The sequence below is a fragment of the Synechocystis sp. PCC 7509 genome (assembly GCF_000332075.2).
Classification (GTDB): Bacteria; Cyanobacteriota; Cyanobacteriia; order Cyanobacteriales; family Chroococcidiopsidaceae; genus Aliterella.
This window is the reverse complement of record NZ_KI966369.1, coordinates 88,259-112,778: the sequence shown is the minus strand read 5'-3', so window position 1 is coordinate 112,778 and position 24,520 is coordinate 88,259. Positions and strand designations below refer to the sequence as shown.

Sequence of the window (24,520 nt, the reverse complement as noted above, 5' to 3'; positions counted from 1 at the left end):
TCAGCATCCATCTTACAGAATCGCTTCTTTGTCTCACCTACCCGCCAATACTCTGTCATAACCCGCCATTAACAGTGTCGTCTAATAGCGGGTAATCAACAAAGCTATACACCTTGCCTTGGGGGTGAATTTAGCTGGCACTAAGGAACTGCTAGGTATGTGGATGACCCAAAACGAGTCTGCCAAGTTTTGGTTATCCATTTTAACTGAGTTGCAGAATCGGGGACTTAAGGATATTTTCATCGCTTGTATTGATGGGCTGACGGGCTTTGCCGATGCTATTGAAGCAGTATTTCCACTGACCCAGGTGCATTTATGTATTGTTCACATGGTGAGAAACTCATTGCGCTATGTCTCCTATAAAGATCGTAAAGCCGTCGCTGCTGACCTAAAGCTCATTTACACTGCAAGTACCGAAGCCGAGGCAGAACAGCAATTGATGGCATTTGCCGAGAAATGGGACAAGCAGTATCCGATTATTAGCAAGTCTTGGATGGCTCATTGGCAGCGAATTATCCCGTTCTTTGCCTTTCCAAGTGAAATCCGCAGAGCGATTTATACCACCAATGCAATTGAATCAGTCAACATGACTCTGCGAAAAGTCTTGAAGAACCACCGCACCTTTCCCGCGGATGAATCTGCACTTAAAGTCGTGTATCTCGCACTGCAAAACATCTCTAAAAAGTGGACGATGCCGATTAAGGATTGGAAAGCCGCTTTAAATCGATTTGCGATCGCCTATGAAGACCGATTTCCTACCTAATTTTCATGCTTGACACAAACCATTTGACAAACCCGGAGTTTTCTGTTCTCCTGCAACAGTACCATTTGCCTGAGCAACTTTCTTAGGACCTTCTACCAACTAATACTTAACTACACCCGGCATTTGTAAGCTTTCTACCATTAGCCGTCGTATCTTCCACTAAATTCATTCAACAACTCGGTCAAGCTCCAGCCGCAGCCAAACATTGACTCATCTCTTGGAGTACCAAGAAAAACCTCTCTATTCACTACTGGCTCTGATGGTAGTTGCGTCTCCCTTTCGACCTGTTGGAGTGCTTCTACAGCTTCTTCGATGGCGGAATCATTCGATGGTGGCTGGGGAGTTTGGGGATTAATTGAGCGCTTGACCTTGAGGATATTCTTAGCATTCATAAAGAAGATGAAAAGTATTGCAAGAATTATGGTTAGAACGTTGTCGCACAAGTAATCCAATTCTAAACTATCTTAAATGCGATCGCCTGTAACACAATTTCTAATTCCCGCTCATACACCATCTCTGTTACTTAGCGTAGGAAAGCGAATAACTAAAATACCAACGTACACATCACAGGATGATTTCGGGCTGATAGTGCCGCCACTTGAATGGAGATTTAGACTTCATTAAGGGCAGGCAGAATAATTTTATTTAGGGGAATTATTTCACCCGACCACTTTTTGCAACACAACCGATTTTTGTTTTGTTCCAGTCATTACTATCCGCACTCCGCCAGTGGGAGCAAGAGTAAACCCGCGACGTTGTAGCTTAACGGGTTTATCCTCTGCTAAAGCAAGTTGATACTTAGATAAAACTGTTGCCAGAACCAGCTTCATTTCTAATTGAGCCAAAGCATATCCCAAACACCGCCGACTTCCACCACCAAAAGGAAAATATTCATTAGGAGAATACTGTCGCTCTAGGAAACGTTCTGGCTTAAACTGTTGTGCATTAGGATACAAGTCTTCCCGGTAATGTACCAGATAAATACTTGGCATCAAGGTTGTTTCCTTTTCAAACAAATGTCCTCCAAGCTTCACGGGTGATTTAGTAATGCGGGGAAATAGCACCGGAATAACTGGATACATCCGCAGCGTTTCTTGACAAACTGCTGTAAGGTATGGAAGCTCTGCAATTTTCATTGGGGATGAATTCTCCCCCAAGCTGTCTAATTCCTGTAACAACTTCTCCCGTACATCTGGCTGTTGATGAATTTGATAGAAAGCCCAAGCAAGTGTTGTTGCAGTTGTTTCATGCCCAGCAAATAAAATCGTTAGCAATTCATCTCTTAATTCCTCATCGCCGATCGCTTGCCCATTCTCGTCCCGCACCGCCATCATCAGACTCAGGACATCGGTGCGTCCCTCATCTAGGTTATTTCTTCGCTCCTCGATTTCGGCTTGCAGCAGTTCATGGACGTGGCGTTGTCGCCGTTTCATCTGACTCCAAGGAGTCCATGCTCCCCAATCTTGTTGTAGAAAGCGCAAGAACAGCATACTAGACCGAAGCGGAGAATCAGTCATATCAAGCCACTCGGTGAGTAGGGGTTTAAGCTGTCGATAGCGCTCTCCTTCGCTCAAGCCAAAGACAATTTGCAAAATTACTTCCAGGCTAATCTGCTGCATGGCAGTCCGAGCTACAAAAGGTTGATTGACTTGCCACTGACTTGCGACTTGTTCAGTAATTGAGCAGATTGCCAGAGCATAAGTCTGTAACCTTTCTCCATGAAAGGGTGGCATTAATAACTTTCGTTCTCGTCGGTGACGAGCGCCGTCCAGTAGCATTAAAGAATTTCGCCCAACTAATGGTTCTGCAAGTTTATTGGCACGACCCACATCAAAGTGAGAATCTTGACTGAAGATCGCTCCAATTACCTGCGGATTACCAATGACTACAAAAGAGCCAAGCCCACTCAAACGCATGGTAAATATATCTCCATACTTTTGGCTGTATTTCTCTTGAAATCCTATGGGATCGGCAATCCAGTTTAGGAGTTGCCACCAAGGAGGACTAGTAATTCGATTTGGTAATTGACTCGACACGATCTTTCCCCTATTCAAGTATCTGCGTGGCTTAACTCTATGTTAGGAATTTTACTGCTAGTTAGTTGTTTCCTAGCCCAGTTTTTGTATTTATTTTTGATGTTGTGTTTATTTTTTACTTAATTGGTAGTGGAGTGGCTTGATTGTTTGCTCGGTAATAATACTTCACCCTGTATACTTGCTTAGTTAGTTTAAATTAATCGTAATGTGAACAGCACGACAATAGAAGCTAAAGATTACTTTTTACCATGTCCATTTTGTGGTGAATCAGAATTGGAAATCGTTGAATCATTATTCGAGGACAGCATTGATTGTTATGAACTTGTAGTTTATTGCGTGTGCGGCGCACAATGTCCGGCGGCAAAAACTGAGGATGAAGCTTTGTTGAAGTGGAATAGTCGGGTTAAAAGCTAAGAAGTAGGTTAGGAGAACAAGTACGTTGACGACGGGTGTGGTCAAAAGTAGTTGGTTAGATATCTAAGCGACAAGAGCGCGGGTGGCGGATTGTTGAGTCCAAAAATCCTGCCACTAGTCATTAGCCCGAATAATTCTTAAAGCCAGCATAGGATTTATTGTATCTGGATGCCATGTGGCTCCTGGAATTTTCAACCGCTTTTGGGGAATATAACGATGAGCGCTCTCGACTTCTCCTGAACCAATCGGTAACCCAAGAGAAATAAATTTTTCGTAACTTACAGCATCAGAGAACCGTTGCAGGTACTGAGATAAATTAGTAATCCGCTTTATTCCTTGTCCTTGATAGTTCCCTAGTTGCCAAATGGCTAGATTAACTAAACCCAGATCAATTAGTTGTAGCTTGTTACTTACCCAAGAATGCCGGGCGCTTCCAGTTAGCCCTATCGCCTCTGCGCCTGCATAAAGATGTTGTTTGAGGTGGGGACGATCTAAAATAAATGTCATGCGTGGAAATTGTTGTTGCAGCGCCTCTCGTAATCCATTGCCACCATCAGCTACGGCAATTACTTGTGTTCGGACTGACATTCCTTGAACAATTGCTGCACTTACCAAATGTCTGACTACCTCTGGGTATTTGCCCATTTGCGCTACATAAGTCCTATTTTTCAACTCCTGAAGTGGACGAGCTAATCCTACTCTCACCTCGCGCCAATCAATTTGTCGTTGGTACTTTGGCAACCGTCGCTTTGGAGTAAGTTCAACTTTTTCAATCACTACTTTTTTTCCTGTACGAATATGACTTCCGTCTAGTTCTACTAATATTTGCTCTATTCCTGGTCTAGTTGCTACTGGCTGTAAGTAATCACCGCTCGTTGCATCCAGTCGCTTTTCTACATATTCCTGTGCCAATACAGCAGTTTTTTCCACGTCTCGGCGCGCCTTAGCTCTATTCATAGTCCAGCCGTAATGTTCTTGAAAGCGTCTGGCAGCTTGCCCAAAAGATTCTTCTGCGCCAAAATCAGACATGGCTCGTTGGACGGCAATAGAAATGTCGCCATGCTCTATCCCCAGTTGCTCTTTGACTGGCCGTGCGCCACTACTCGTATTTTTATTCCGCAAGTAGGGAGATAGTATTTCGACTACTCCAAACAAAGATGAGTATTTAATTCGTTTAGCTCGGTGTATGGTTAAGCCTTTCTCCTTCGCCTCAAGCGTTACTTTGTTGCTCAGTTCTCCTAATACTAGCGACACCACAAAAAACCCTAACCGCCGCAGTATTTTGTTTACTTCCCCATCCAGTTCATGAACTCTTTGTGCTAAGTCTGGTTCTCGTTCTAATACTGCTTGGCACAGGGTATGGCTCATTTCAAAAAGCAGGTCTGTATATCCAGGTTTCATGGCGGTGTTGGTTATCGTTTCCTAGTTCTTTTAATGACACTGCCATGAAAAGAAGCGCTTTCACCTTGCTAACTGTCCACAACACAGCTTTTCGTTATTCCTACCAACTATTTTTGACCACACCCGTTTTTACTCATCCTACATTCTTGCTTCGATTCTAGTTCCCTAGTCTCTTAAATACCTTAAGTATTAATACTCATTGCAAAACTGAGATGCTCCCTTAATTTCTTTTACTCGATCGTTAAAGCTTACAATCGTTACGGTAATTGGTTTTGCCCCTTTAGCTTTATTAAAAATCGAGTTAGACCAAAAGTTTTTACCTACATAAAAAGTGGTAAAGCCAGGGCGATCGCCAACTAAAGCCATTTCCAACTTTGGAGCAACTTGATTGAGTTGATAATTAGTCTTTATTGCTTCTTCAAGCGCTGGGTTAGCTTCAAAAGTAAAGACTTTATCATCACCAATTTGCTTTGCACAATAAACAGATAGAAGTCCTAAGCCCGTACCAACTTCCATAACAATATCCTCTTGACTTAACCTACTTTTTACAAGCTTTAATTCTGGAGCTTCATAAGAGCCATCTAAAATTGAGTTACGAATTACTTTAGAAGCGATCGCCGGAATTTTTATCTTTATTCCTTCAATATCAACAAGTGAACGAGTAAAGCTTCTGAGCCAGGTTATGACTTTCATGAATTTTGTTACCTATTCCATTCACGGTAAGTTTAATATTTTGCTCAATAGCTACAAGTATCCTCGGTAACAAAGCTAGGGAATTATTTAGTCAAGAGTCACACAGGATAATTTGTCACTAACAAGGAGACTTTTAAACCATCCTATAAGATGGGCTTATTGCTCTTGGATATTACCTAAATTAAACAAAAAAGGTACGCTGCTTTTAGAATCGCCACCCATAACTAAAACTTTGGGCATTTGTGCGCCCCCGGTACGCCAAGCTTCAATTGCTTCTTTTTGTAATACTAGCTGTCCTCCTTGAGCCTTTAAGGTTTCCGCTAACAGTCTTTGTGCCTCCGCTCTACCTTTGGCGCGATTGATGTCTGCTTGGGCTTCTTGTTCGGCTTCTTGTGCTACATACACCGCTCTTTGCGCTCGTTGTTCGGCAATTTGCTTTTCTTCTACAGCTTTGGCAAATTCTGGCGAAAAAGCTAAATCTACAACGCTAGTATCTAAAATAATAATCCCGTACTTATCTAATCTGTCTCCCAAAGCATCATCAAAGTCTTGTTTTAGCTCGTTTCGTTTGGTAATTGCTTCTTCTACCGTTCTTCTAGCGGCGGCAACTTTAAAAGATTCTTGAGTTTGGGGGGCGATAATTTTGGCGACAATATTTTGTAATGTTCCTTGCTTTCTTCTTACTTCCACTACTTGAGTAGGATCGAGACGAAAGTTTATGGCAAATCTAGCCGACAAATCTTGCAAATCTTTGGTAGAACTTTGGGCTGGCACTTCAAACTTTTGCACTGTTAAGTCGTAAATATCGACTACTGAGACAAAAGGCGGCTTGACATGGATGCCTTCAAGTAAAGCTCCATCTCTAGCTTTACCCAAAATACTAATTACTCCCGCTTCCCCAGGATTGATAATCACGAAAGCATTAAGCGCAATCAAAAGTAGTATAGCAGCGATCGCTCCTCCAACTATACCTTGCCAATTTTGGTCATCTCTAGCTTTCAATTTTTTCGATCTCATTTAACGCGCTTTCAATCTCTATCTTCACGCACAACGCTAAAATTTATCGGCATTAGTTAACAATAGCTGTCCCCAATAGCGTCTGGTATAGAGGAAAGTTTTGGGCAATTAGCGCCTCTGTCATCTCGCTATTTAATGGTTTAGAGAATAAATACCCTTGACCGTATTCACACTTCAACATTTTGAGATGATACATTTGCTGTGGGGTTTCTATCCCTTCGGTGACTACTTTGATACCTAAATTCCAGGCAAGCACTACGATTGCTCGAATTACCTCAATTTTTGTAATCTCCGTATCCAGGTTACAAACGAACGAACGGTCAATCTTTAAAATATTAATGGGCAAACAGTATAAATAGTTTAAGGATGAGTAGCCTGTGCCAAAATCATCTAGCGATATTTGAATCCCCATTGCTTTCAACTGTGTGAGTTTAATAGCTACAAATTCAGTATTTTCGATCAGTACGCTTTCGGTAATCTCTAAGGTTAAAGAACTGGGATTAAGACCTGTTTCTTGGAGAATTTGTTGGATTTGCTGGATTAAATAGGGTTGTGAGAACTGTTTGCTAGATACATTGATACTGATTGTCATTGGTGGATTGTTAGGAAATTGGCTCTGCCATGCTTGCATCTGCTTGCACGCTTCGCGCATTACCCACTTACCAATAGGGACAATCAAGCCAGTCTCCTCCGCTAGGGGGATAAAGTCAAGAGGAGAGACAAGACCGCGAACCGGATGTTGCCATCTTACCAGTGCCTCAAAACCCTTAATTTTTAGGTCTTTTAAATCCACAATTGGTTGATAGTGAATTATAAATTCCTCTTTGGCAACAGCTTGCTGTAAGTCTGTTTCCAATTGCAAGCGCTGGGCTACTTGGACGTGCATAGTTTTATCAAACACTTCATAATTAGCCCGACCCAGAGCTTTAGCACGATACATGGCAATATCAGCATTGCGGAGCATATTATCTAACCAGTCATTAGCATTGCTATGAGTGGCAATCCCAATACTTGTAGAAATAAATAACTCATGTCCATGTAAGTAAAAAGGCAAGCTTAGTTCTTGTTTAATTCGCTCGGCAACGATTTGTACTTGCTCGATATCCTGAAGGTTATGGATCAAGAGTGTGAATTCGTCTCCTCCCAATCGAGCAAGGGTATCTCCTTCTCTTAGGCACAATTTCAATCTTTGCGCCACAGCACACAGTAATTCATCGCCTATTTTGTGACCCAAACTGTCGTTGACAAGCTTGAAGCGGTCGAGGTCGAGAAAAAGGACGGCAAAGGTATAATGCTCATTCCTCTTTGCTTGCTTGACGGCTTGCTGCAAATGCTCGTTGAATAAAGCTCGGTTGGGTAGATTTGTCAGGGAGTCGTGAAAGGCATGATAACGTAGTAGCTCTAAAGCTTGTTTGCGATCGCTTATATCTCGGAGAGTCAAAACTATCCCATTTACTCGCGGGTCGCTAAGTAAGTTATTGCCAAATAATTCTACATAGCATAGATGCCCATCTTGATGGCGAAAAGGTATTTCCAGCGATGGGCTGATTTCTGTGGCTTCTAGGCGATCGCTTATAAAGTTTTGCAGTGGTAAGGTATTGTCAGCATCTACTAGGTTTTCAATCTTAGTCCCTACTAAATCTTCCGGCAAGTAACCTAAAACTCGCCCCGAAGATACTGTGACATAGCTAATTTCTGCCTCTGCGTTGATAACAATGATGACATCGGAGGCATTTTGGATTAGAGACTTGAACCGTTCTTCACTTTGGGACAGGATTTTTTGTTCAGCTACACCTAGTTGAGCTAACTTCTCTGCTTGAATAAATTTCCAGAACAACACGCTAATTAAGCCAGTCGATACCAGCAAGGCAAGGGCAGATACTCGATTAGCCATCTGGTTTGCTTGTTGCTTTTGATTGCTATAGTCGGTATTCAGCTTGATAATTTCGGTACTTAGTTTTTCATAAGTTGGATCTACATATTCCTCATCCACAATGATTGCTTGGGAAATCTGCCTGGCGGCAAGTAACTCAAACTCCTTATCTACAGCGACGTTGTATTGGTTATGGAGTTGAGAAAACTTTTGTAACTTTGACTTTTGCGGTTCAATGTTTTCTAATTTATAGCTAATTTCTTGAATCTGATTGCGCGCCGATTGTACTTTTGTAAGTAACTCAGAACTTAATTCTTTTTCAGCTATAGCTTGCCATTCTAAAGCGGTGAGTTGAACTAATTGTTCTCTAACATAAATCAGCATAATTTGCGCTTGATTGCTTTTTTCGGCGCGGCGATTTATCACGATAATCAGACTAGCGGTACTCAGGGCAATAGCGATCGCCACGATCAGGATTGACCAATGTTTAAGTTGATACTTGCTCATAAACCGCCATCTAGATGAACTAAAAGCGGATTTTATAGCTCCAACACCAATTAAGTTGTTTTTAGGTGTCATCAGATAGCTTAGTCCTTATGAATAAATACAAGTATCGATTTTTACCTGTGAATCGTATTTGGCGGTGAACGGAAAAATTATCTATACAAAAATCTAAATGCGTTTTTTATAAGTTTAAAGATGAGAAAAAGTTTTAATAAACTTTTGTCTTATTAATAATTTATTATGGTAAGTTATAGTAATGAACTTAGTTTTTGATGCTGAAATAAGTAAGGATTTGAAGAAAATTTATAGTTTTCAAGTAGTTAAATAATTCATTTTGATAGTTACAAGTTTATAGGTGATTAAGTTTCACTCTAGCCTTGAAATCAGCTTAATGAGTAGGTAGAAAATACTGAAAATATTAATTTTATTTTCTGGCTGGCTTCACAAAATATTTATTAAATCTTTAACATGAATTATTGAGGGGGCATTGTCAACTTAACCGGGACTGCTCAAAATTAAGCACAATTATTCCTGAATCGGCAGGTGTACTTAGACTATGCAGCCAAATTTAGCCCAGCAACTTCTCGCCAATCTTCAAAGCGTTGGCGCAGTTGTTCACGATAGCGTTTTGCGGTGAGTTGATGTTGTTTCGGGTGGAAATGGTCTCGAATCGGTCCAAAAGCTGAGAGAAATCGTTGCGCTTGCCCTGGAGATTTGAATCGTCGCATTCGCCGTTCTCGCACTCGCGTCGGTTGATGCGAGTTTTCGGCTCGATTGTTCAAGCCCTTATGCTGTCGATGCTCCACCCTCGGCATCACCTGTTTCTTCGCCGCTTCGTAGCTCTTGAGTTTATCTGTCACGATTACCCGTGGCACAAAGCCTTGTTTCTTCAAAAGTTTGCGAAAGAATCGCTTCGCCGCATTTTTATCCCGCCGCCGTTGGAGCAAGACATCCAGCACGTTCCCTTCCGAGTCCACTGTCCGCCACAAATAATATTGCTGCCCCTTGATCGTCACGACGACTTCGTCTAAATGCCATCTGCCCGCAATGTACGGACGTTTGCGCCGGAGTTGATTGGCGTATTGCTGCCCGAATTTCTGACACCACTCCCGAATCGACTCGTACGTCACCTCAATCCCGCGATACAGCAACATTTTCTCGATGTCCCGATAGCTTAAAGGAAACGTGTAGTAGAGCCAGACACAATAGCTGATGATTTCGGCTGGAAAACGGTGACGAGAATACATGAGCAGCACGAGGAAAATCAAGGCGTGATTTCGTATTCTATCTCTTCCCTCAATTTAAGTTGACAATACCTCTCAGACCTAGGCTTTAACTTCTACAAAGTTTTATGCACATTCTCTTATTATTAAATGAGCGCTTCAGGAAATGCCATCTCCCTTCCTACATAAAAATATGAAGTTTTGTGTGTGTGGCGGTGGAACTAGAAATAATGATATAAGTAGTTCGCAATTGCTGATGGGCATAGGTTGAAAATTTCTGATTGACATCAAATCTTCTGGAGGGAAGCTTTCTCCAGCAAGTTTGACGAAAAACTGCTCCAAAAGGTTACTCACGAGTTCTCCAAGTTAATTGATTTTTTATCGCTTTTTAATATTAAGCAATATTTCGTCAACAGTGTCCGGATCTCGGCTCAATCCCTAGTTGGGGTTGTTGGAAGATACGGGCTGTTTAATTCGCTATCAGTTGAGTTGTGAGGTAGAATTTGATGTTGATTTCTACGATTGCTTGGGGATTTGGATCGTTGAGTTTGTAACAGGAGAGAAAGAGAATGAAGTTTGAGGGAATTTGGCATATTATTGAGATGGAAAATTGGGATGAAGATTATTTCAATATAGAGGTACAGGCTTATATTGAAATTGACGAGCGCGGAGCTGGTGATTTTCAGTTTGGTTTAGTCACTGGCGCAATTGATGGAGAACTTACAACGGATAAATTGGGTGAGAAGCTAAAATTTACTTGGGAAGGTGGCGATGAGAATGATGAAGTTAGTGGTAGTGGCTGGTTGAGATTGAAAGATAATGACATTTTAGAAGGGAAGATTAAAATTCACCACGGGGATAGTTCGATATTTTTAGCAGAACGAGTTTAAAGTGCGACAGTCGAAGACCCAGTTTTGGCGATCGTATAGTATTACAGTTGTAGATTTAAGGTTGAGAGCGTTTGCGGTAGTGATGATATCAAGCAACGGCTTAATGCACTCTGCGCCAGTAAGACCAGTGCAAGATAAATTCAAGTGACCAAACTTTTGGAAAGGGTTTGTCAATTGGTTTGTGTCAATCATGAAAGTTAGGTAGGAAATCGCTCTTCATAGGCGATCGCTTACTCGACCCAGACTACGATGGCAGACCAACAGCATTATGCCGAAAACTTAGCTGAGGGGAAATAATACCTCTGACAGCCAAGGGAACGACCATCGCCGATAGGACAGCTAACCCAAAGGCGATCACATAGTTTCTAGGGGATATACAATAATTTAGTTAAAACCAGAGTTAATCTTGTGGAAACCCATCAACTTGACCTGTTTGCTGGCATTGTAATTCCTAGAAGTGGCAGTAGACCAGAAAGCCTGAGCATGGATGCGGACGCATTAGTGCAGTGGAAAGAAAAAATTGCGGCACACCAGCAACGAGCCAAAGAAGCTCAGATTGTTCAAGGGACTTTGTTTGATGTGGCTAAGGCGCACGTTGACCCGGACAAAATAGACCCGTTTAAGCTCCGCCCATGTCCAATGTCATTTTATCGCTTACCAGTGGATAGTCCAGGTGATGCGTGTATATATTTTGTGGTAGATAGTGCTGCTGGATTAGTCTTGTACATCGGTGAGACGTGTAGGAGTAACAAACGCTGGCAAGGAACTCACGACTGCAAAAGATACTTAGATAATTACAAAAGCCTGCATTACCAGCATGGGCTTTCCTGTGCAGTCAATATAGCGTTCTGGTGGGATGCACCTGCATTGGCAAGAGCTAGGCAGCAGATAGAGTTAAGGCTAATTGAAAAGTGGCGATCTCCGTTTAATAAAGAAAATTGGATTGTATGGGGTGCGCCGTTTGTTTAAACAGGTTTTACTTTTCATTTGCTATAGAGGCAAGATTAATCATTCGGACTTTTAGGCTTTGTGCGAAATTAACTTTAGCACTGAAGGCAGTCTTCGTATTTGTAGGTGGGCATATTCCGAGTAATAGGTTAAGAGTGAATATCATAGTCAAGGGTAATATTAGTTTTAAGACAGGTTATAGACCTATTCTTGCTTCCTGTTTCAATAGTTGTTGCCACTTATGTACAACTATACCCTGTACTATTTTTAGATAATTTCCGAAAAATCTTAAATAATGCTAACCAAAAAAAGGAAAAAGTGCCAATTTATTCTACTTGCCATCTTTGTTAGTCTTTGTTTATTGATACTGTATGCTTTTGTTATTGAGCCGAATCGTTTTGTGGTTACACGTTATCAACTTAATCAACAATTTGCTTATAAAGACAATAATTTCAAGATTGTCCAAATCAGTGATCTCCATCTCAAACAATTTAATAACCGCGCCCAACATATTGCCGAGCAAATTAATAAACTTAATCCAAATGTTGTACTGTTTACTGGAGACTCGATTGATAAAGTCGAGCAGCTTGATGGATTTGAGCGCTTTTTGTCGCTCCTTAACAAGCAAACAGCTAAGTATGCAATTATGGGTAATTGGGAATACTGGGCAGGTGTTGATTTAAAACGGTTGACCCAAATCTATGCTAATCATAATTGCCGCTTATTAATTAATGAAAGCATTTTACATAACTATAGTGAGCGCTCTGTATTGATTACAGGATTAGATGATTTAGTTAGTAAACCCGATTTAATCAAATCACTTCAAGGTGTTCTTCCTCAACAAAACCATTTATTACTTGCTCACTCGCCAGCCTATCGAGATTTATTTACAAGAGATGAGTTAGCAAAAATAGCACAATACAAACCACAATATATGCTATCAGGGCATACTCATGGCGGACAATTATCATTATTTGGTTTTGCTCCTTTACGTCCTAATGGAAGCGGGCGTTATGTTAGTGGTTGGTATCGAGATGGTGTGATCGCCATGTATGTATCGCGTGGACTAGGAGTTTCAGTTTTACCCGTGAGAATAGGTGTAGTTCCAGAAATTAGTTATTTTGAGTGGTTTCTAAACTAAGTGTTACCAAGTATTGATTTAGGAAACAGGGTTGTATTGCGAGAAAATGAAAACTATCTGTGTCTGCAATTGTTCTTTCTTGTAATTTCAAAGCATAATTTATTTTATAACTTCATTTTTTTAGAAATTAAAAGGCAGTCATTTTTGTAATTTTGAACTAAAAATATTTTGCAGATTATTTTAATTAGCAGCTAATAAAATGAATAATTTAGTACATAATTAAACTCTATATTTAGTGTTTGATTGTTTATTATTACAAATTGTTGAAAACAAAAGTTTTTTGCAGCACAACTGGGTTTAAGAATTTATCAGATGCAGTAGAAGTATTTTTGAAGGGATTATCTTAGCCCATCATTTCTTGCAACACAACTATTAGAAAATGCTATTGGACTAAAACTGAGCGAATTATGGCAGATTCTCGAAACTTTTTTGTTTCGTTATACTCCCCAGCTTGAGACGGATAAATCCCCGCGAAATCTTGATTTGGAGCAATTGGCTGAAACAGTAATTTTTCAGCAGGTTGATTAGCAAATTTTACTTGTTCTCTAGATTCATTTTGAGTATTGTATGCTAAGGTAGCTTCTCCGTAAACTGCCTCCGCTTGTTTCAAAGAGATTCCTGGTCCAACTCCTTCAACTGTGCGAAAATTAGAATTTTCAGTAAGCAACAATTCAATTGAGTCTGAATTAGCAAAAGTTGTCCTCGCTGGATAAAGGATGTAGTATTGTATTTTTCCAGATTGGCTGATTGAGATCGCATCAAAATCTACTCTGAAAGGTGACACTACTTGAAACTTTGCGTTCTTTCCCAGTGCTTGTTTAAGTTGCCCAAAAGTCATACCCAAATTAGCAATTCCGATTCCGGTTGGTGATATTGTTAAAGCTTTAGAACTAGGCGTATCTGGACTCGAATTAGGTATTGGTTGCGTTATCTCAGGATTTACTGAAAGCTCAGGTGAAGACTGTGTTTTAGTAGCTGAGTCAATAGTTGGTGTGCTACAGCTTATAAGCGCTATTAAAGAAACAAAGATTAAAAATGTAGGTTTCATGAATATATTTTAATGGGTCACGCTAGTTCCGTGAAAACCGCATGGTCTAACAGGCGGGGAGAGGCAGCGAAACGTAAGGCGGCGAATCTGCTGCATACGCCTTACGTGCGACGCGCATTAGTTGGCGCGCTCTTTTAATTTTTGACTTAATTCATTTTCTATCTGTTTTATCTCGTCTTCGTTTGAGTTTACCAATGAAGGATAAATAGTACGGTTGGGGTTGCGGCGATCGCTAAATAATTCCCTGATTGCCTCATCATCAGTGCGATTCACTTTTACATAAGCTAGTAGGTCAACTTTGGTCATTTTTTCAAAATTTTGCTTAGTCATTTATAAACTCCCACCTTCCATTTGACGGTATTTTGATTTGAATGTCTTTACTGGCTAAAATATAAACTTCTTTTGTGAGATTATCGTAACGAAACAAAACTATATCTAGAAATAAATTAGATAACATTTGACAAACAATTATTGTCATTATTCCTTGTTCTAATGTAGGCAATTATTTTCTGTCCCTCTGTGATTGAGTAAAAGCGCTTTTTCAGTCATTAATTACATTTCTCATTAACATTTTAATGCAGATTGTTTTTCATTAAAAGCGATCGCCTAAACAGCAGTCAAACTTTCAATAGCTTCACTCTCTTTCTCCATTAAATCAGTTTGGGTTGTGTAGACTAAATTATCAGCGCTGATGACACTTTGAGCCGCAAACTGCCGCGTGATCGCTAACTTTACCTTGTACCCCAGTATCGGTGAGTAACAGAACTCGCTCTTGGCGCTCTTAATTGCGACTTCCTATCTTCTTATTGTGTCGCTTCAACCCTATTGCTTTAACCTTTCTTCAAGTAGCTGGCAAAACAAACAAATTGTGCGGTATGGTCACTAATCTGCTTGACTGACAAAACTAAGAAGCTGGAATGCGGCTGAGAACAACGAATTCACGCATAAACTCGTTCTCCTGTTGACGCTTAGAAGCAAAGGCAGGTTCGGGGTCAGGCAGACTGGAGAGGCATGGATAAATCTGAATTTCCCACTGACGAGTCAGGGCAAGACGAATCCAGTTCCAACCCAGCCTGAGATAACTCATGCCACGATTCCAGTGAGTATCGACGAATCGACGCTTTCCAGAGGTCACAACTTGCGTCCCTTGTAAAACTAAAAATAGCGTGGTCAGAGCAATGACCCCACACAGTTGCGTGAGGGCAAACTTGTCTCGCAACCGAGAGGCTTCGAGATTAAAGCCGTTCGATTTCAAATCCAAAAATGATTCTTCCACTTGAAACCTCAAGCGATATTGGGCAAAGGTCTGAAGAGTCGTCGGTTCATCGCTGACAATCACCCAATCTTCGCCACTTTGGCGGTCATGGGCAAAGGCTAAATAGACATCCCCGTAAGGTCTGGTCTTACCAATGGCAATAGCTGGCGTGAAATAGGCTTGACCGGGTGGAAGAGAAACGGATGCAACCTTGCGCCATTGACCGTCCAGTTGAAACTGAAAGGAACGTTTAATCCGAATCCGAAAGTGCCACTGCAAGGTTTCTCGGAGGTATTTCATGAACTTGCCATCGGCAAACCCTCTGTCTGCCAAGACAACGACCTCTACTTCTGCCGGAACGATCCGTGCAGCTTGTCGCAACACCCGTTGAATTGCCCACAATTTGACAGTGCTGCTGGCTTGCGGCACAATCCGCCAAGCGACGACGACCGTGCGTCCTCGATAGACCACCCCCACCCAGATCAAGCAGAAACAGTTCCACACCATTGTCGTATCCAAGCTTAAATACAGTCGTTTTTTGCCCCATGTGGATAAGGCTTGTGCCATCAGAACTTGGTGAGTGGCAGAAATATCGATGCGACGATTAGAGAGGCAGCGCCGAAATCGTCGCTGGTGAGATTGAGCGTATTGGGCGCGACTATTAATATAGACTCCAAAGCCGTTGAGATGAACGTTTTGGCTTTCAATCATGCCGACCATCATCCAGCAGAGCGTTTTTAAGTGCCGAATATCGCGCCACTGAATGGGTTGTGTTGCAAAAACTTAGTGAAGACAGAAAACCCCTGTGGCAGGAGTTGAAATTATGCAACTACCCCAAAGATTTGATAGATAAAGACAAGTCGCTCTTTGATGGCTCCCCTGGGAACACCAATAACTTGTCCTTTTCTAACCATGTTCAGAGTTTCATATCCCCGAATGGTTCTTCTTGCAGTGTTGAAGGAGCCAAATCCCATTCCTGGTTTGACTAATCGTTTTATCCCCCGATGGTCTTGCTCCACAATATTATTGAGATATTTAATCTGTCGTAATTTCACTACTTCGGGTAACTTATTGGCAGCTTTGAGTACGTTAATCGCTTTTGGATAAGCAGGAATCTATCCCACTAAGGTCAAAAGGTGATAATCTAATTGTCAGAGTGATTAAGTCCTACAGAATATGGCGGGAAGATTTGAGGGATTAAGCGATCTAGAATGGAAGTTGTTTGAGGATGTGATCGGCGAGAAAGGAGAAAAACGGGGACGGGGAATGCCCCATGCGCCTTTCCGTCATGTAATCAACACCTTAATGAAGGCAATTGATTACGGGCTGCCGTTGGTGCGATGTACCGAAGGGAGAAGTTTGGGCATCAAAAAGTTCAGCCCACCGATGGCTAAAAAGCTGGCAAGCAGATGGAACGCTAGAGCGACTACAAGCAAGGATATTAGGCATCGCCTCGGAAAAAGGATTAATTAACTGGAGTCATGGTGCGGTCGATGGCTCTTTTTCCCCCTGGGAAAGGAGGAGGTGAGGACGTTGCTTATGGCTATAAGGGCAAAGGAATTTTAATTCATACTTTGACCGACGGTAATGGTATGCCTCTGGCTAATTGCACGACCGCAGCTAATGGTAGTGAAAGAGAACAAGTGATGCCGCTATTGAATAGCGTTACTGTCAAAACTAATTCTCCTGGCAGACCCCGTAAACGGGTCAAAGTGCTGGCTGGGGACAAAGGCTATGACTCCAAAGATTTGCGTGCGGCTTTACGCAAACGTGGTATTAGACCGCAGTTGCCGAAGCGAGCCTGGAAAACTAAAAGAAATCGAGGTAGACCCATAAAAATGTCAGTCCCTCGTTTTCAACAAGAGCGCTGCTTTGCATGGTTTCAACGGAAATACCGTAGACTTGTTGTTCGATGGGAAAGAATTTCTGCCTGCTTTAATGCTTTTATTTCCCTTGCAACAATTCACATTTGGATTAACAGAATTTTATTACTGGGATAGGTTCAGGGTTCTTATCCACAGTGATGACTCTTGGTACGAAAGTGTGAATTGCTTTCAATGTCTTACGCAAAAACCGTTTCGCCGCTTTCGCATCCCGCTTCGCTGTGAGGAGGAAGTCTAAGGTGTTCCCTGCCGAATCGACTGCTCGGTATAAATACTTCTGCTTGCCTTTGACCAAAATATAGGTTTCATCTACCCGCCATGAGTCATTAGTAAGCTTTAGATACGGTCTGACTCGTTTGTCCATTTCTGGACTATATTCTTGCACCCAACGGAAGACGGTGCTGTGATGTATATCTAATCCCCGCTCGTTCACCATCTCTGTTACTTGGCGATAGGAAAGCGGATAGCTTAGATACCACCGAACACAACGTAGGATGATTTCTGACTGATAATGCCGCCACTTGAAGGGGGATTTAGAATTCATTAGAGGCCGGTACAATGATTTTCTCTAGCGGAATTATTTCAGCCTACCATTTTTTGCAACACAACCGTTTTAACTATCATCCCAGCTAGGGGCTTTTAAAGCCGTCGTAGTGATCGCCTGCTGAACTCTTAACCGACTGTGTAAAAAATCTTTTCCTTTTTCTTCCGCCAGTAGATAGCTGACATACCATTTAGTATCGCTATCAGTGGTTGTATTATGGCTAGGTTATTCTCGCTAATCAACTTGTTTTCCTTTCTCGCCCTCTTAGTCGGTTTAATAAACCCACGCTGTGTTGTACCACGGGGGGAGAAAACCAGAGGGAGAAGTTCTTTGATTTACGGAGGAATTGTTTTACTCTCCTTGAGCGGATGCGGAGCATCACCACCGGAAAATACAACAGTTGCACCTACACCAACTACTTCAGCTAGCGCTTCACCTACACCAGCTGCATCGCCATCACCAAAACCTTCACCGTCTCCAGTTGTCACTAAAACGACATCACCAAAACCTTCACTTCAAAAGACAGAGGCACTTAAGAAAGCGGAACCTGTGACACGGACTCCAAAACTTACGGTAGTTAAGGATGAACCTGCTGAAGCACCCCCAAAAAAATCGCGAAAAAGAAGTAGTAGCGGGGCTAAATGCAGTGACTTTGCAACACAGGCAGAAGCTAAAGCTGCTTTAAGCGCGAACCCCAGATTAGACAACGATAAAGACGGGATACCTTGTGAGAGCTTACCAAAGGGTTAATCAGTTCATCTTAAGATCGTTACTAGGAAAATCCCACGCATTGCAGTATTGGCCTTGCTTTCCCAAATCCCATGCCCGGTTTAACTAATCGTTTTATCCCTCCATGGTCTTGTTCAACCATGTTATTGAGTACTTACTCTGTCGTAACTTCACTATTTTGGGTAACTTTTTGGCGGCAATGAGTTCTTTGATAGCTTTTAGGGGTAGATATAGCTAACGCTGACGCTAGGGGCAAGATAGGTTGAAAGCCTTGCTGTATAAACTTTGTACTCATCGGTTTAAGGGTAAATCATCCAAGTCTTGTTTGCTTCAGGTTAGACAAGGCTGTAACGAAAGAATAAGGGTTTTAGTCCTGTCATCGGCATACTAAAAACCTCGTTTTTAGGTAAATTTGTACTATCTTGCCCCTCATGACACGCTCGCTAGCTTTACCCCTAGTAGGCTGCGATCGACACTCCATTAAGCAGCTTGCTGGCGATTGTTAAAGCCATCTCCTCCAGAGGCAATACCACCATCCACCGGGAGGATTACCCCCGTGACCCAGCTTGCATTGGCCAAATATAGAACGGCATCGGCGATATCTTTGGGCGTGCCAACCCGACCCAGAGGATGCTGCCGATCTAAATAATTTAATGTTTCTTGGGTCAGTTCACCATGAAGTGGTGTTGGTACAATCCCAGGCGCGATCGTGTTGATCCGAATCCTATCCTCGGCTAACTCAAAGGATAGGTTTTTCGCCATAGCTGTAATTGCGGCTTTCGCCATAATCGGTGCTGAAGCAGGAATTGACTGGCTAGCGTGGAATGTGAGAATCGTCCCAATGTTGATAATTGCGCCGCCATTTCCTTGCAAGCGCATTTGCTTGACGGCTTCCTGGGTAAGTGCAAAGGTACCGCGAACATAGTTTAGATATTGGTCTAACTCACCAATGCTATATTCAGTGAAGGGTTTGACCGCAAAGATGCCAGCATTATTAATGAGTACATTCACTCGACCAAACCTGGAAACAGCTTCGTTAACTAATTTTGGGGCAAATGTCGGATCGGTAATGTCACCTGCTACAAGATGGATACGATCGGATTGATCGAGTTTTTGAGCCGCCGTTTCAAGCTTTGAGAATGTTCTCCCGTTCAATATCACATTCGCCTGATTGTGCAAAAATGCTTCAGCAATCGCATAACCTAAGCCAGTTGCACCGCCCGTGATAATTACAGTCTGAGTTGTCATGCTATCTACCTCCAATTTGGTTCAAATATTTGACTGTCTGGATCGACATTTTTCAGGATGATTGTTGCTGAATGCCTTGCCGAATTCCTTTCACAGGCACGCCAGCAATTCCCCAATCTTCAGTCGCAACTTCATCAATAACGACAAATGTCGTTGCGGGTGTCTTGTTTAGAACGCGCACCAAAAGTTCTGTTACACCTTTGATGAGTTCAGCTTTTTGCTTGGCTGTTGCGTCTTCACGAGTGATTTTGATATTTACATAGGGCATGGTTTGACCTCCCGTTAATTCTGGCTTGTTGGCAATATTGCCTTGTCTGCATGGATTGTGTAGTGAAAGACTTTAGCAATGATTTTCCACTCGCCCTCAAGCTGAACAAGGCTGAGGAGATCAATAAAATCTTTGCCTAGCATGGAACAACGCATTTGCGCGATCGCGGTTACAGCCCCAGCTAACTCGATCGAATTGATCGAGAATGTATAGGGTTCACCGGAAGATTCTGGAGAAGTTCGTTGCTCAACGATCGGGAAATAGGAATGCATATCAAGGTGCAATAGTTCCCCGCTAGATGCCGTGAAGTATTGCGCATTGGCATGAAATACGGTTGCCAAGAGAGCGGTATCACAACGATATAAAGCGTCATAATATCGCTTGAGCAGATCAATGATCGCGAAATATTCAATGCCGTAAACCTGTTTATCCATCGCATAGCCCTGTGCTTGATTCATAGTTCCTCCGCGCTTCGGGTGATCGTAGATTGAAGCGCATACTCTTGACCATAACTCTTCACCCAAAAAAGATAAAGGTCGATTTAGTTGAATAACTTTTCACCTATAGTGAATAATGTAGGTGGCGCGATGGATCATTTTGGAAGTGGTTTTCTATGGACAAATTAATTGCTCTGAACGTCTTTAGACGGGTCGTTGAGTTGGAGAGTTTTAGCCGTGCAGCAGATGCGCTGAACTTATCAAATGCCGCCGTCAGTAAAAATGTCCAGGAACTAGAGAAAAAACTGGGAACCCAGTTGATCCATCGGACAACCAGACGTCTGAACTTGACTGAAGCAGGACGAGTCTATTTTCAGAGGGTTTCCTCGATTCTGGATGAACTGGAACGTGCTGAAGAATTTATTGCCGATCTCTCGGTCAAACCTCACGGACTGCTTCGCGTGACAGCACCAATGTCTCTGGGTTTAACCCATGTCGCAACAGCGATTTATGAATTTCAATCCATTTATCCAGATATACGGATCGAACTTATCCTCAACGATCGCTATGTGGATCTCATTGAGGAGGGATTTGATGTGGGGATCAGAGGGGGCGGATTGGTCAACGATAATAGTCTGGTCTCACATCGCATCGGCGATATTCAACGAGTCGTTTGCGCGTCACCGGCATATCTAAAGCAGTATGGTGAACCTAAATCGCCGGAGGATCTAAAGCAGCACCGTTGTGTAGTTTACACGCTGGCACGATCGCCCCATGAATGGAGTTTTTGGCGAGGTCATGAAACAGTGTCAGTGTATGTTGATGGATCTTTAAAAGTGAACAATAGCCTTGCTGCAAGTCAAGCTGCTGTCGCGGGACTCGGTTTGATTTTTTTGCCCATGTTCACAGTCTTAGATGGATTAGAACGTGGGATGCTGAAAGCTGTCTTGAAAGAATGGTCTACGGAACCTTTGACCCTTTATGCGATTTACCCAAAACATCGCCAACACTCTGGAAAACTTCAAGTATTCATAGACTTCATGTCGGAGGCTCTTGCATCAATTGCTGCCAGACTTTAACCTTTAGCAAGCCAACAGAAATGCCGGGATTTACAAATAGTAATAGCGCAGCAAAAGCAGTATATCAAGATCAATTTTTCACAACCGGACTATTACAAAATCATCGGTCTAATGGTGCGCTTGAGCGGCTGCGAATGCCCTTTGCAACGTACCAGTATCTTTCGGTAGTCCGCTCCAAGCGAATTGTTATGCCGCACTGGAGATTGACTAAGGATACCTCGCTAACACCGAGGTTCTATCGTCATGCGGCTAAGAGTGCTTTGTCGGCTTCAACAGAGGGTAAGAAGTTTTAAGAATAATAGCTATTACGCTCAAAAGTAATGAGTTAATCAAATTGTTAGTTGGTTGAGGTAAATATTGAAATTCACAGGCATAAATCCTTTCTATATGGGGTAAAAGTAGCGAAGAGATATTTTACCGCCACGCAAGGGCTAGAAATTAGTCCTAGATTAAGTTGCAGAAAAAATTGTTTTCAGTCTTGAGAACCTGATTCCCTGTGGCGTTTGATAATATCATTGACCGTTGTTTTACTAAGGTTGAGTGAATCAGCAATTTTGCGATAAGAATACCCGTCACTAACCATCTGCAAAACTTTGGGGGCTAACTTATCGGCTTTTACCCGTTGTCCTGGTTGCCTACCAAACTTTTGACCTCGCGCTTTAGCTGCCGCCACCCCACTTCGTACCCTCTCTCGCACCAAATCTCGTTCAAATTCAGCAATTGATGCCATGAGATGAGCGATTAATCTACCTTGTGCGGTATTCAAATCAAATTGCAGCCCGGTTTGGGCAATCAAAGAAACACCCCAATTCTGAAGTGACTGTAACGTCTCAATCAAGTCAATGGTGCTGCGTCCCCAGCGAGTCATCTCTGTGACTAAAATGGCATTAATACTGTGATTCTGAGCCAAAGCCATCACAAGTTTGCGCTCGACGCGGTTATTTTTAGTCCCAGAAGCCGTTTCCTTCCAAACGCCAACTACCTCAAAGTTTGAAATAGCGGCATATTCTAATAAATCCCGTTCTTGCCGCTCACAGGATTGGTCAGTGGTGGAAACTCTGCAATAAATGGCAACTTTTTGTACCAATTGAACCCTCTGGATTTTATGCGTCTTAAACCCTTGTAGCATGGTTCTATTTTAGTGTACCAAATAACCTACACTTTAGCTGATACGATAGCTAGATAAACTTTTGTATCCTGCAACCAGGATGAGGAGCAACATTTTTGAAGCGTCAATGGGATGCAGAAGAACTTATAGAGAATTTTACGCTCACACCAGAAGAAATAGCGCTGCTAGACAACAAGAGTGAAGTGAATCGTCTGGGCAAAGCTGTTTTGCTGAAGTTTTTTCAAATGGAAGCAAGATTTCCACGAAAAGCGGCTGATGTACCGTCTATGGTTGTTTCCTACATAGCAAGACTGCTTTCTCTGTCACCACAGCAGTATAAAGAATATTCGTTTGATGGACGCACCATTGAACGTCATCGGGCAGATATACGTTTGTTTTTTGGCTTCCGAAAAATTACATCTCAAGATAAAAAGGATTTGAAAACTTGGCTATGCGAGAAAATTTTGGCATATGACCGTACGGAGTCCCACTTGGAAGCCGCAGCTAAAAAACGTTTGCGCGAGTTGAAGCTAGAACCACCATCTCCAGAAAGACTTGAGCGTTTAATTAGGTCTACGGTGAGTAAGAATGAAAAAATCTTTTGTGTAGGAATATTCCAGCAAATCGAGCTAATTACATTGAAGAAGATGGATGCCTTGGTCAATACCCAATCTGGACTTGAGGATGAGCAAAATCAATTTAAACAATCAGTTTTTAATTTTCTCAAGACTGACCCTGGTAAAACTAGCCTCAAAAGCATCCTTAAAGAAATAGAAAAACTCCAATGTATTCGGGAATTGGGATTACCAACCAAACTGTTTACCAATGTTCCACCTAAAATTATTACTCACTATCGTAGGTTGTGTTGCAAAAACTTAGTGAAGACAGAAAACCCCTGTGGCAGGAGTTGAAATTATGCAACTACCCCAAAGATTTGATAGATAAAGACAAGTCGCTCTTTGATGGCTCCCCTGGGAACACCAATAACTTGTCCTTTTCTAACCATGTTCAGAGTTTCATATCCCCGAATGGTTCTTCTTGCAGTGTTGAAGGAGCCAAATCCCATTCCTGGTTTGACTAATCGTTTTATCCCCCGATGGTCTTGCTCCACAATATTATTGAGATATTTAATCTGTCGTAATTTCACTACTTCGGGTAACTTATTGGCAGCTTTGAGTACGTTAATCGCTTTTGGATAAGCAGGAATCTATCCCACTAAGGTCAAAAGGTGATAATCTAATTGTCAGAGTGATTAAGTCCTACAGAATATGGCGGGAAGATTTGAGGGATTAAGCGATCTAGAATGGAAGTTGTTTGAGGATGTGATCGGCGAGAAAGGAGAAAAACGGGGACGGGGAATGCCCCATGCGCCTTTCCGTCATGTAATCAACACCTTAATGAAGGCAATTGATTACGGGCTGCCGTTGGTGCGATGTACCGAAGGGAGAAGTTTGGGCATCAAAAAGTTCAGCCCACCGATGGCTAAAAAGCTGGCAAGCAGATGGAACGCTAGAGCGACTACAAGCAAGGATATTAGGCATCGCCTCGGAAAAAGGATTAATTAACTGGAGTCATGGTGCGGTCGATGGCTCTTTTTCCCCCTGGGAAAGGAGGAGGTGAGGACGTTGCTTATGGCTATAAGGGCAAAGGAATTTTAATTCATACTTTGACCGACGGTAATGGTATGCCTCTGGCTAATTGCACGACCGCAGCTAATGGTAGTGAAAGAGAACAAGTGATGCCGCTATTGAATAGCGTTACTGTCAAAATTAATTCTCCTGGCAGACCCCGTAAACGGGTCAAAGTGCTGGCTGGGGACAAAGGCTATGACTCCAAAGATTTGCGTGCGGCTTTACGCAAACGTGGTATTAGACCGCAGTTGCCGAAGCGAGCCTGGAAAACTAAAAGAAATCGAGGTAGACCCATAAAAATGTCAGTCCCTCGTTTTCAACAAGAGCGCTGCTTTGCATGGTTTCAACGGAAATACCGTAGACTTGTTGTTCGATGGGAAAGAATTT

Annotated in this window: 29 protein-coding genes and 4 pseudogenes; 14 read left to right on the top strand and 19 right to left on the bottom strand. The window is 42.3% G+C overall.

The genetic code is table 11. From position 1 onward, the window contains the following. Window positions 1-100 precede the first annotated feature (100 nt). Window positions 101-763 (top strand): annotated as a pseudogene (locus SYN7509_RS27145) (IS256 family transposase); the annotation flags it as partial. Between the two features lie 140 nt (window positions 764-903). On the opposite strand, the gene SYN7509_RS0223430 reads toward SYN7509_RS27145, so the two are convergent. Next, entirely contained in the window at window positions 904-1,155 is a 252-nt protein-coding gene (locus SYN7509_RS0223430; RefSeq protein WP_009629920.1) for a hypothetical protein, read from the bottom strand. 267 nt (window positions 1,156-1,422) lie between these two features. Continuing rightward, on the bottom strand, window positions 1,423-2,799 hold the full coding sequence (locus SYN7509_RS27140; protein ID WP_009629921.1) for a cytochrome P450: 1,377 nt from the start codon (window positions 2,797-2,799) through the stop codon (window positions 1,423-1,425). A 207-nt stretch (window positions 2,800-3,006) separates the two neighbouring features. On the opposite strand from SYN7509_RS27140, the gene SYN7509_RS28890 reads away from it, so the two are divergent. Further along, entirely contained in the window at window positions 3,007-3,213 is a 207-nt protein-coding gene (locus SYN7509_RS28890) for a Lar family restriction alleviation protein (RefSeq protein ID WP_071994218.1), read from the top strand. Between the two features lie 114 nt (window positions 3,214-3,327). Here the strand turns inward: SYN7509_RS28890 and SYN7509_RS27135 are convergent, their stop codons facing one another. The 5 genes from SYN7509_RS27135 to SYN7509_RS0223400 form a co-directional block, all read right to left on the bottom strand. Next, window positions 3,328-4,614: a hypothetical protein gene (locus SYN7509_RS27135; protein ID WP_071994217.1), complete on the bottom strand. Its 1,287-nt coding sequence runs from the start codon at window positions 4,612-4,614 to the stop codon at window positions 3,328-3,330. A gap of 189 nt (window positions 4,615-4,803) precedes the next feature. After that, the gene (locus SYN7509_RS27130; protein WP_009630329.1) at window positions 4,804-5,307 is read right to left on the bottom strand and encodes an FkbM family methyltransferase; all 504 of its coding nucleotides are present in this window, start codon (window positions 5,305-5,307) and stop codon (window positions 4,804-4,806) included. Window positions 5,308-5,463: 156 nt separating this feature from the next. Then, entirely contained in the window at window positions 5,464-6,324 is an 861-nt protein-coding gene (locus tag SYN7509_RS0223410; protein ID WP_009630327.1) for a prohibitin family protein, read from the bottom strand. 52 nt (window positions 6,325-6,376) lie between these two features. Continuing rightward, entirely contained in the window at window positions 6,377-8,704 is a 2,328-nt protein-coding gene (locus SYN7509_RS27125) for a putative bifunctional diguanylate cyclase/phosphodiesterase (RefSeq protein ID WP_202807377.1), read from the bottom strand. 551 nt (window positions 8,705-9,255) lie between these two features. Beyond that, window positions 9,256-9,948, bottom strand: a complete 693-nt coding sequence (locus SYN7509_RS0223400; protein ID WP_009630325.1) for an IS6 family transposase — start codon at window positions 9,946-9,948, stop codon at window positions 9,256-9,258. Window positions 9,949-10,493: 545 nt separating this feature from the next. Here SYN7509_RS0223400 and SYN7509_RS0223395 point away from each other — a divergent pair. The 3 genes from SYN7509_RS0223395 (at window position 10,494) to SYN7509_RS27120 (ending at window position 12,903) form a co-directional block, all read left to right on the top strand. Further along, the gene (locus SYN7509_RS0223395) at window positions 10,494-10,814 is read left to right on the top strand and encodes a hypothetical protein (protein ID WP_009630324.1); all 321 of its coding nucleotides are present in this window, start codon (window positions 10,494-10,496) and stop codon (window positions 10,812-10,814) included. A 408-nt stretch (window positions 10,815-11,222) separates the two neighbouring features. After that, window positions 11,223-11,783 (top strand): hypothetical protein, encoded by a 561-nt coding sequence (locus SYN7509_RS0223390; RefSeq protein WP_009630323.1) that lies wholly within the window; start codon window positions 11,223-11,225, stop codon window positions 11,781-11,783. Between the two features lie 379 nt (window positions 11,784-12,162). Continuing rightward, window positions 12,163-12,903, top strand: coding sequence for a metallophosphoesterase (locus SYN7509_RS27120; protein ID WP_051482687.1), 741 nt, complete (start codon window positions 12,163-12,165; stop codon window positions 12,901-12,903). A gap of 382 nt (window positions 12,904-13,285) precedes the next feature. Here SYN7509_RS27120 and SYN7509_RS27115 read toward each other — a convergent pair whose 3' ends face one another. From SYN7509_RS27115 to SYN7509_RS0223365, 4 genes are all read right to left on the bottom strand, one after another. Next, window positions 13,286-13,951, bottom strand: a complete 666-nt coding sequence (locus SYN7509_RS27115; protein ID WP_009630320.1) for a hypothetical protein — start codon at window positions 13,949-13,951, stop codon at window positions 13,286-13,288. A 117-nt stretch (window positions 13,952-14,068) separates the two neighbouring features. Further along, window positions 14,069-14,281: a DUF6887 family protein gene (locus SYN7509_RS0223375; RefSeq protein WP_009630319.1), complete on the bottom strand. Its 213-nt coding sequence runs from the start codon at window positions 14,279-14,281 to the stop codon at window positions 14,069-14,071. Then, window positions 14,274-14,453, bottom strand: a complete 180-nt coding sequence (locus SYN7509_RS31955) for a DUF6888 family protein (RefSeq protein ID WP_028954560.1) — start codon at window positions 14,451-14,453, stop codon at window positions 14,274-14,276. Before SYN7509_RS31955 ends, SYN7509_RS0223375 begins: the two co-directional genes overlap by 8 nt. Window positions 14,454-14,855: 402 nt before the next feature. Beyond that, the gene (locus SYN7509_RS0223365; RefSeq protein ID WP_158506199.1) at window positions 14,856-15,773 is read right to left on the bottom strand and encodes a transposase; all 918 of its coding nucleotides are present in this window, start codon (window positions 15,771-15,773) and stop codon (window positions 14,856-14,858) included. 9 nt (window positions 15,774-15,782) lie between these two features. On the opposite strand from SYN7509_RS0223365, the gene SYN7509_RS30350 reads away from it, so the two are divergent. Beyond that, entirely contained in the window at window positions 15,783-15,947 is a 165-nt protein-coding gene (locus SYN7509_RS30350) for a hypothetical protein (protein ID WP_158506198.1), read from the top strand. 80 nt (window positions 15,948-16,027) lie between these two features. Here SYN7509_RS30350 and SYN7509_RS0223360 read toward each other — a convergent pair. Next, window positions 16,028-16,318: pseudogene (locus tag SYN7509_RS0223360) on the bottom strand (DDE-type integrase/transposase/recombinase); the annotation flags it as partial. A gap of 64 nt (window positions 16,319-16,382) precedes the next feature. Between SYN7509_RS0223360 and SYN7509_RS29445 the strand changes: the two are divergent. Both SYN7509_RS29445 and SYN7509_RS0223350 read left to right on the top strand, forming a co-directional pair. Beyond that, window positions 16,383-16,679: a hypothetical protein gene (locus SYN7509_RS29445; RefSeq protein WP_202807209.1), complete on the top strand. Its 297-nt coding sequence runs from the start codon at window positions 16,383-16,385 to the stop codon at window positions 16,677-16,679. An 8-nt stretch (window positions 16,680-16,687) separates the two neighbouring features. Then, the gene (locus SYN7509_RS0223350; RefSeq protein WP_369792323.1) at window positions 16,688-17,206 is read left to right on the top strand and encodes a transposase; all 519 of its coding nucleotides are present in this window, start codon (window positions 16,688-16,690) and stop codon (window positions 17,204-17,206) included. Here the strand turns inward: SYN7509_RS0223350 and SYN7509_RS27105 are convergent. Beyond that, window positions 17,190-17,633: pseudogene (locus SYN7509_RS27105) on the bottom strand (IS6 family transposase); the annotation flags it as partial. The gene SYN7509_RS0223350 and the pseudogene SYN7509_RS27105 sit on opposite strands and share 17 nt — an antisense overlap. A 330-nt stretch (window positions 17,634-17,963) precedes the next feature. Here SYN7509_RS27105 and SYN7509_RS29440 point away from each other — a divergent pair. Further along, complete coding sequence (locus SYN7509_RS29440) at window positions 17,964-18,383, top strand: excalibur calcium-binding domain-containing protein (RefSeq protein WP_158506197.1); 420 nt, start codon at window positions 17,964-17,966, stop codon at window positions 18,381-18,383. Window positions 18,384-18,516: 133 nt separating this feature from the next. Here SYN7509_RS29440 and SYN7509_RS30345 read toward each other — a convergent pair whose 3' ends face one another. From SYN7509_RS30345 to SYN7509_RS0223315, 4 genes are all read right to left on the bottom strand, one after another. Next, entirely contained in the window at window positions 18,517-18,657 is a 141-nt protein-coding gene (locus SYN7509_RS30345; RefSeq protein WP_158506196.1) for a hypothetical protein, read from the bottom strand. Between the two features lie 185 nt (window positions 18,658-18,842). Beyond that, on the bottom strand, window positions 18,843-19,610 hold the full coding sequence (locus SYN7509_RS0223325) for an SDR family NAD(P)-dependent oxidoreductase (RefSeq protein ID WP_009630033.1): 768 nt from the start codon (window positions 19,608-19,610) through the stop codon (window positions 18,843-18,845). Window positions 19,611-19,662: 52 nt separating this feature from the next. After that, window positions 19,663-19,878: a tautomerase family protein gene (locus SYN7509_RS0223320; protein ID WP_009630032.1), complete on the bottom strand. Its 216-nt coding sequence runs from the start codon at window positions 19,876-19,878 to the stop codon at window positions 19,663-19,665. Between the two features lie 14 nt (window positions 19,879-19,892). Beyond that, window positions 19,893-20,336, bottom strand: coding sequence for a nuclear transport factor 2 family protein (locus SYN7509_RS0223315; RefSeq protein ID WP_009630031.1), 444 nt, complete (start codon window positions 20,334-20,336; stop codon window positions 19,893-19,895). A 155-nt stretch (window positions 20,337-20,491) separates the two neighbouring features. Here SYN7509_RS0223315 and SYN7509_RS0223310 point away from each other — a divergent pair, with 155 nt between their 5' ends. Then, the gene (locus SYN7509_RS0223310) at window positions 20,492-21,394 is read left to right on the top strand and encodes a LysR family transcriptional regulator (RefSeq protein ID WP_009630030.1); all 903 of its coding nucleotides are present in this window, start codon (window positions 20,492-20,494) and stop codon (window positions 21,392-21,394) included. A 20-nt stretch (window positions 21,395-21,414) separates the two neighbouring features. Continuing rightward, window positions 21,415-21,687, top strand: coding sequence for a hypothetical protein (locus SYN7509_RS0223305; protein ID WP_009630029.1), 273 nt, complete (start codon window positions 21,415-21,417; stop codon window positions 21,685-21,687). Between the two features lie 179 nt (window positions 21,688-21,866). On the opposite strand, the gene SYN7509_RS0223300 is transcribed toward SYN7509_RS0223305, so the two are convergent. Beyond that, a complete protein-coding gene (locus SYN7509_RS0223300) occupies window positions 21,867-22,523 on the bottom strand; it encodes a recombinase family protein (protein WP_227501591.1) in 657 nt (218 codons plus the stop codon). 95 nt (window positions 22,524-22,618) lie between these two features. Here SYN7509_RS0223300 and SYN7509_RS27100 point away from each other — a divergent pair, with 95 nt between their 5' ends. Then, a complete protein-coding gene (locus SYN7509_RS27100) occupies window positions 22,619-23,413 on the top strand; it encodes a DUF4158 domain-containing protein (RefSeq protein ID WP_009630027.1) in 795 nt (264 codons plus the stop codon). Between the two features lie 2 nt (window positions 23,414-23,415). Here SYN7509_RS27100 and SYN7509_RS0223290 read toward each other — a convergent pair. After that, window positions 23,416-23,706: pseudogene (locus SYN7509_RS0223290) on the bottom strand (DDE-type integrase/transposase/recombinase); the annotation flags it as partial. 64 nt (window positions 23,707-23,770) lie between these two features. On the opposite strand from SYN7509_RS0223290, the gene SYN7509_RS29435 reads away from it, so the two are divergent. Then, entirely contained in the window at window positions 23,771-24,067 is a 297-nt protein-coding gene (locus SYN7509_RS29435) for a hypothetical protein (RefSeq protein ID WP_202807209.1), read from the top strand. A 20-nt stretch (window positions 24,068-24,087) separates the two neighbouring features. After that, window positions 24,088-24,520, top strand: a 433-nt coding sequence (locus SYN7509_RS27090; protein ID WP_071994216.1) for a transposase, incomplete at its 3' end; no start/stop codon positions are given.

Bases quoted from the DNA above. Each gene is read 5' to 3' on its own strand.
- SYN7509_RS0223430 (WP_009629920.1), bottom strand. From the start codon at position 1,155: ATGAATGCTAAGAATATCCTCAAGGTCAAGCGCTCAATTAATCCCCAA.
- SYN7509_RS27135 (WP_071994217.1), bottom strand. From the start codon at position 4,614: ATGAAACCTGGATATACAGACCTGCTTTTTGAAATGAGCCATACCCTG.
- SYN7509_RS27130 (WP_009630329.1), bottom strand. From the start codon at position 5,307: ATGAAAGTCATAACCTGGCTCAGAAGCTTTACTCGTTCACTTGTTGAT.
- SYN7509_RS0223410 (WP_009630327.1), bottom strand. From the start codon at position 6,324: ATGAGATCGAAAAAATTGAAAGCTAGAGATGACCAAAATTGGCAAGGT.
- SYN7509_RS27125 (WP_202807377.1), bottom strand. From the start codon at position 8,704: ATGAGCAAGTATCAACTTAAACATTGGTCAATCCTGATCGTGGCGATC.
- SYN7509_RS0223400 (WP_009630325.1), bottom strand. From the start codon at position 9,948: ATGTATTCTCGTCACCGTTTTCCAGCCGAAATCATCAGCTATTGTGTC.
- SYN7509_RS0223395 (WP_009630324.1), top strand. From the start codon at position 10,494: ATGAAGTTTGAGGGAATTTGGCATATTATTGAGATGGAAAATTGGGAT.
- SYN7509_RS27115 (WP_009630320.1), bottom strand. From the start codon at position 13,951: ATGAAACCTACATTTTTAATCTTTGTTTCTTTAATAGCGCTTATAAGC.
- SYN7509_RS0223375 (WP_009630319.1), bottom strand. From the start codon at position 14,281: ATGACTAAGCAAAATTTTGAAAAAATGACCAAAGTTGACCTACTAGCT.
- SYN7509_RS0223365 (WP_158506199.1), bottom strand. From the start codon at position 15,773: ATGGCACAAGCCTTATCCACATGGGGCAAAAAACGACTGTATTTAAGC.
- SYN7509_RS29445 (WP_202807209.1), top strand. From the start codon at position 16,383: ATGGCGGGAAGATTTGAGGGATTAAGCGATCTAGAATGGAAGTTGTTT.
- SYN7509_RS0223350 (WP_369792323.1), top strand. From the start codon at position 16,688: ATGGTGCGGTCGATGGCTCTTTTTCCCCCTGGGAAAGGAGGAGGTGAG.
- SYN7509_RS30345 (WP_158506196.1), bottom strand. From the start codon at position 18,657: ATGAGTACAAAGTTTATACAGCAAGGCTTTCAACCTATCTTGCCCCTA.
- SYN7509_RS0223325 (WP_009630033.1), bottom strand. From the start codon at position 19,610: ATGACAACTCAGACTGTAATTATCACGGGCGGTGCAACTGGCTTAGGT.
- SYN7509_RS0223320 (WP_009630032.1), bottom strand. From the start codon at position 19,878: ATGCCCTATGTAAATATCAAAATCACTCGTGAAGACGCAACAGCCAAG.
- SYN7509_RS0223315 (WP_009630031.1), bottom strand. From the start codon at position 20,336: ATGAATCAAGCACAGGGCTATGCGATGGATAAACAGGTTTACGGCATT.
- SYN7509_RS0223310 (WP_009630030.1), top strand. From the start codon at position 20,492: ATGGACAAATTAATTGCTCTGAACGTCTTTAGACGGGTCGTTGAGTTG.
- SYN7509_RS0223305 (WP_009630029.1), top strand. From the start codon at position 21,415: ATGCCGGGATTTACAAATAGTAATAGCGCAGCAAAAGCAGTATATCAA.
- SYN7509_RS0223300 (WP_227501591.1), bottom strand. From the start codon at position 22,523: ATGCTACAAGGGTTTAAGACGCATAAAATCCAGAGGGTTCAATTGGTA.
- SYN7509_RS29435 (WP_202807209.1), top strand. From the start codon at position 23,771: ATGGCGGGAAGATTTGAGGGATTAAGCGATCTAGAATGGAAGTTGTTT.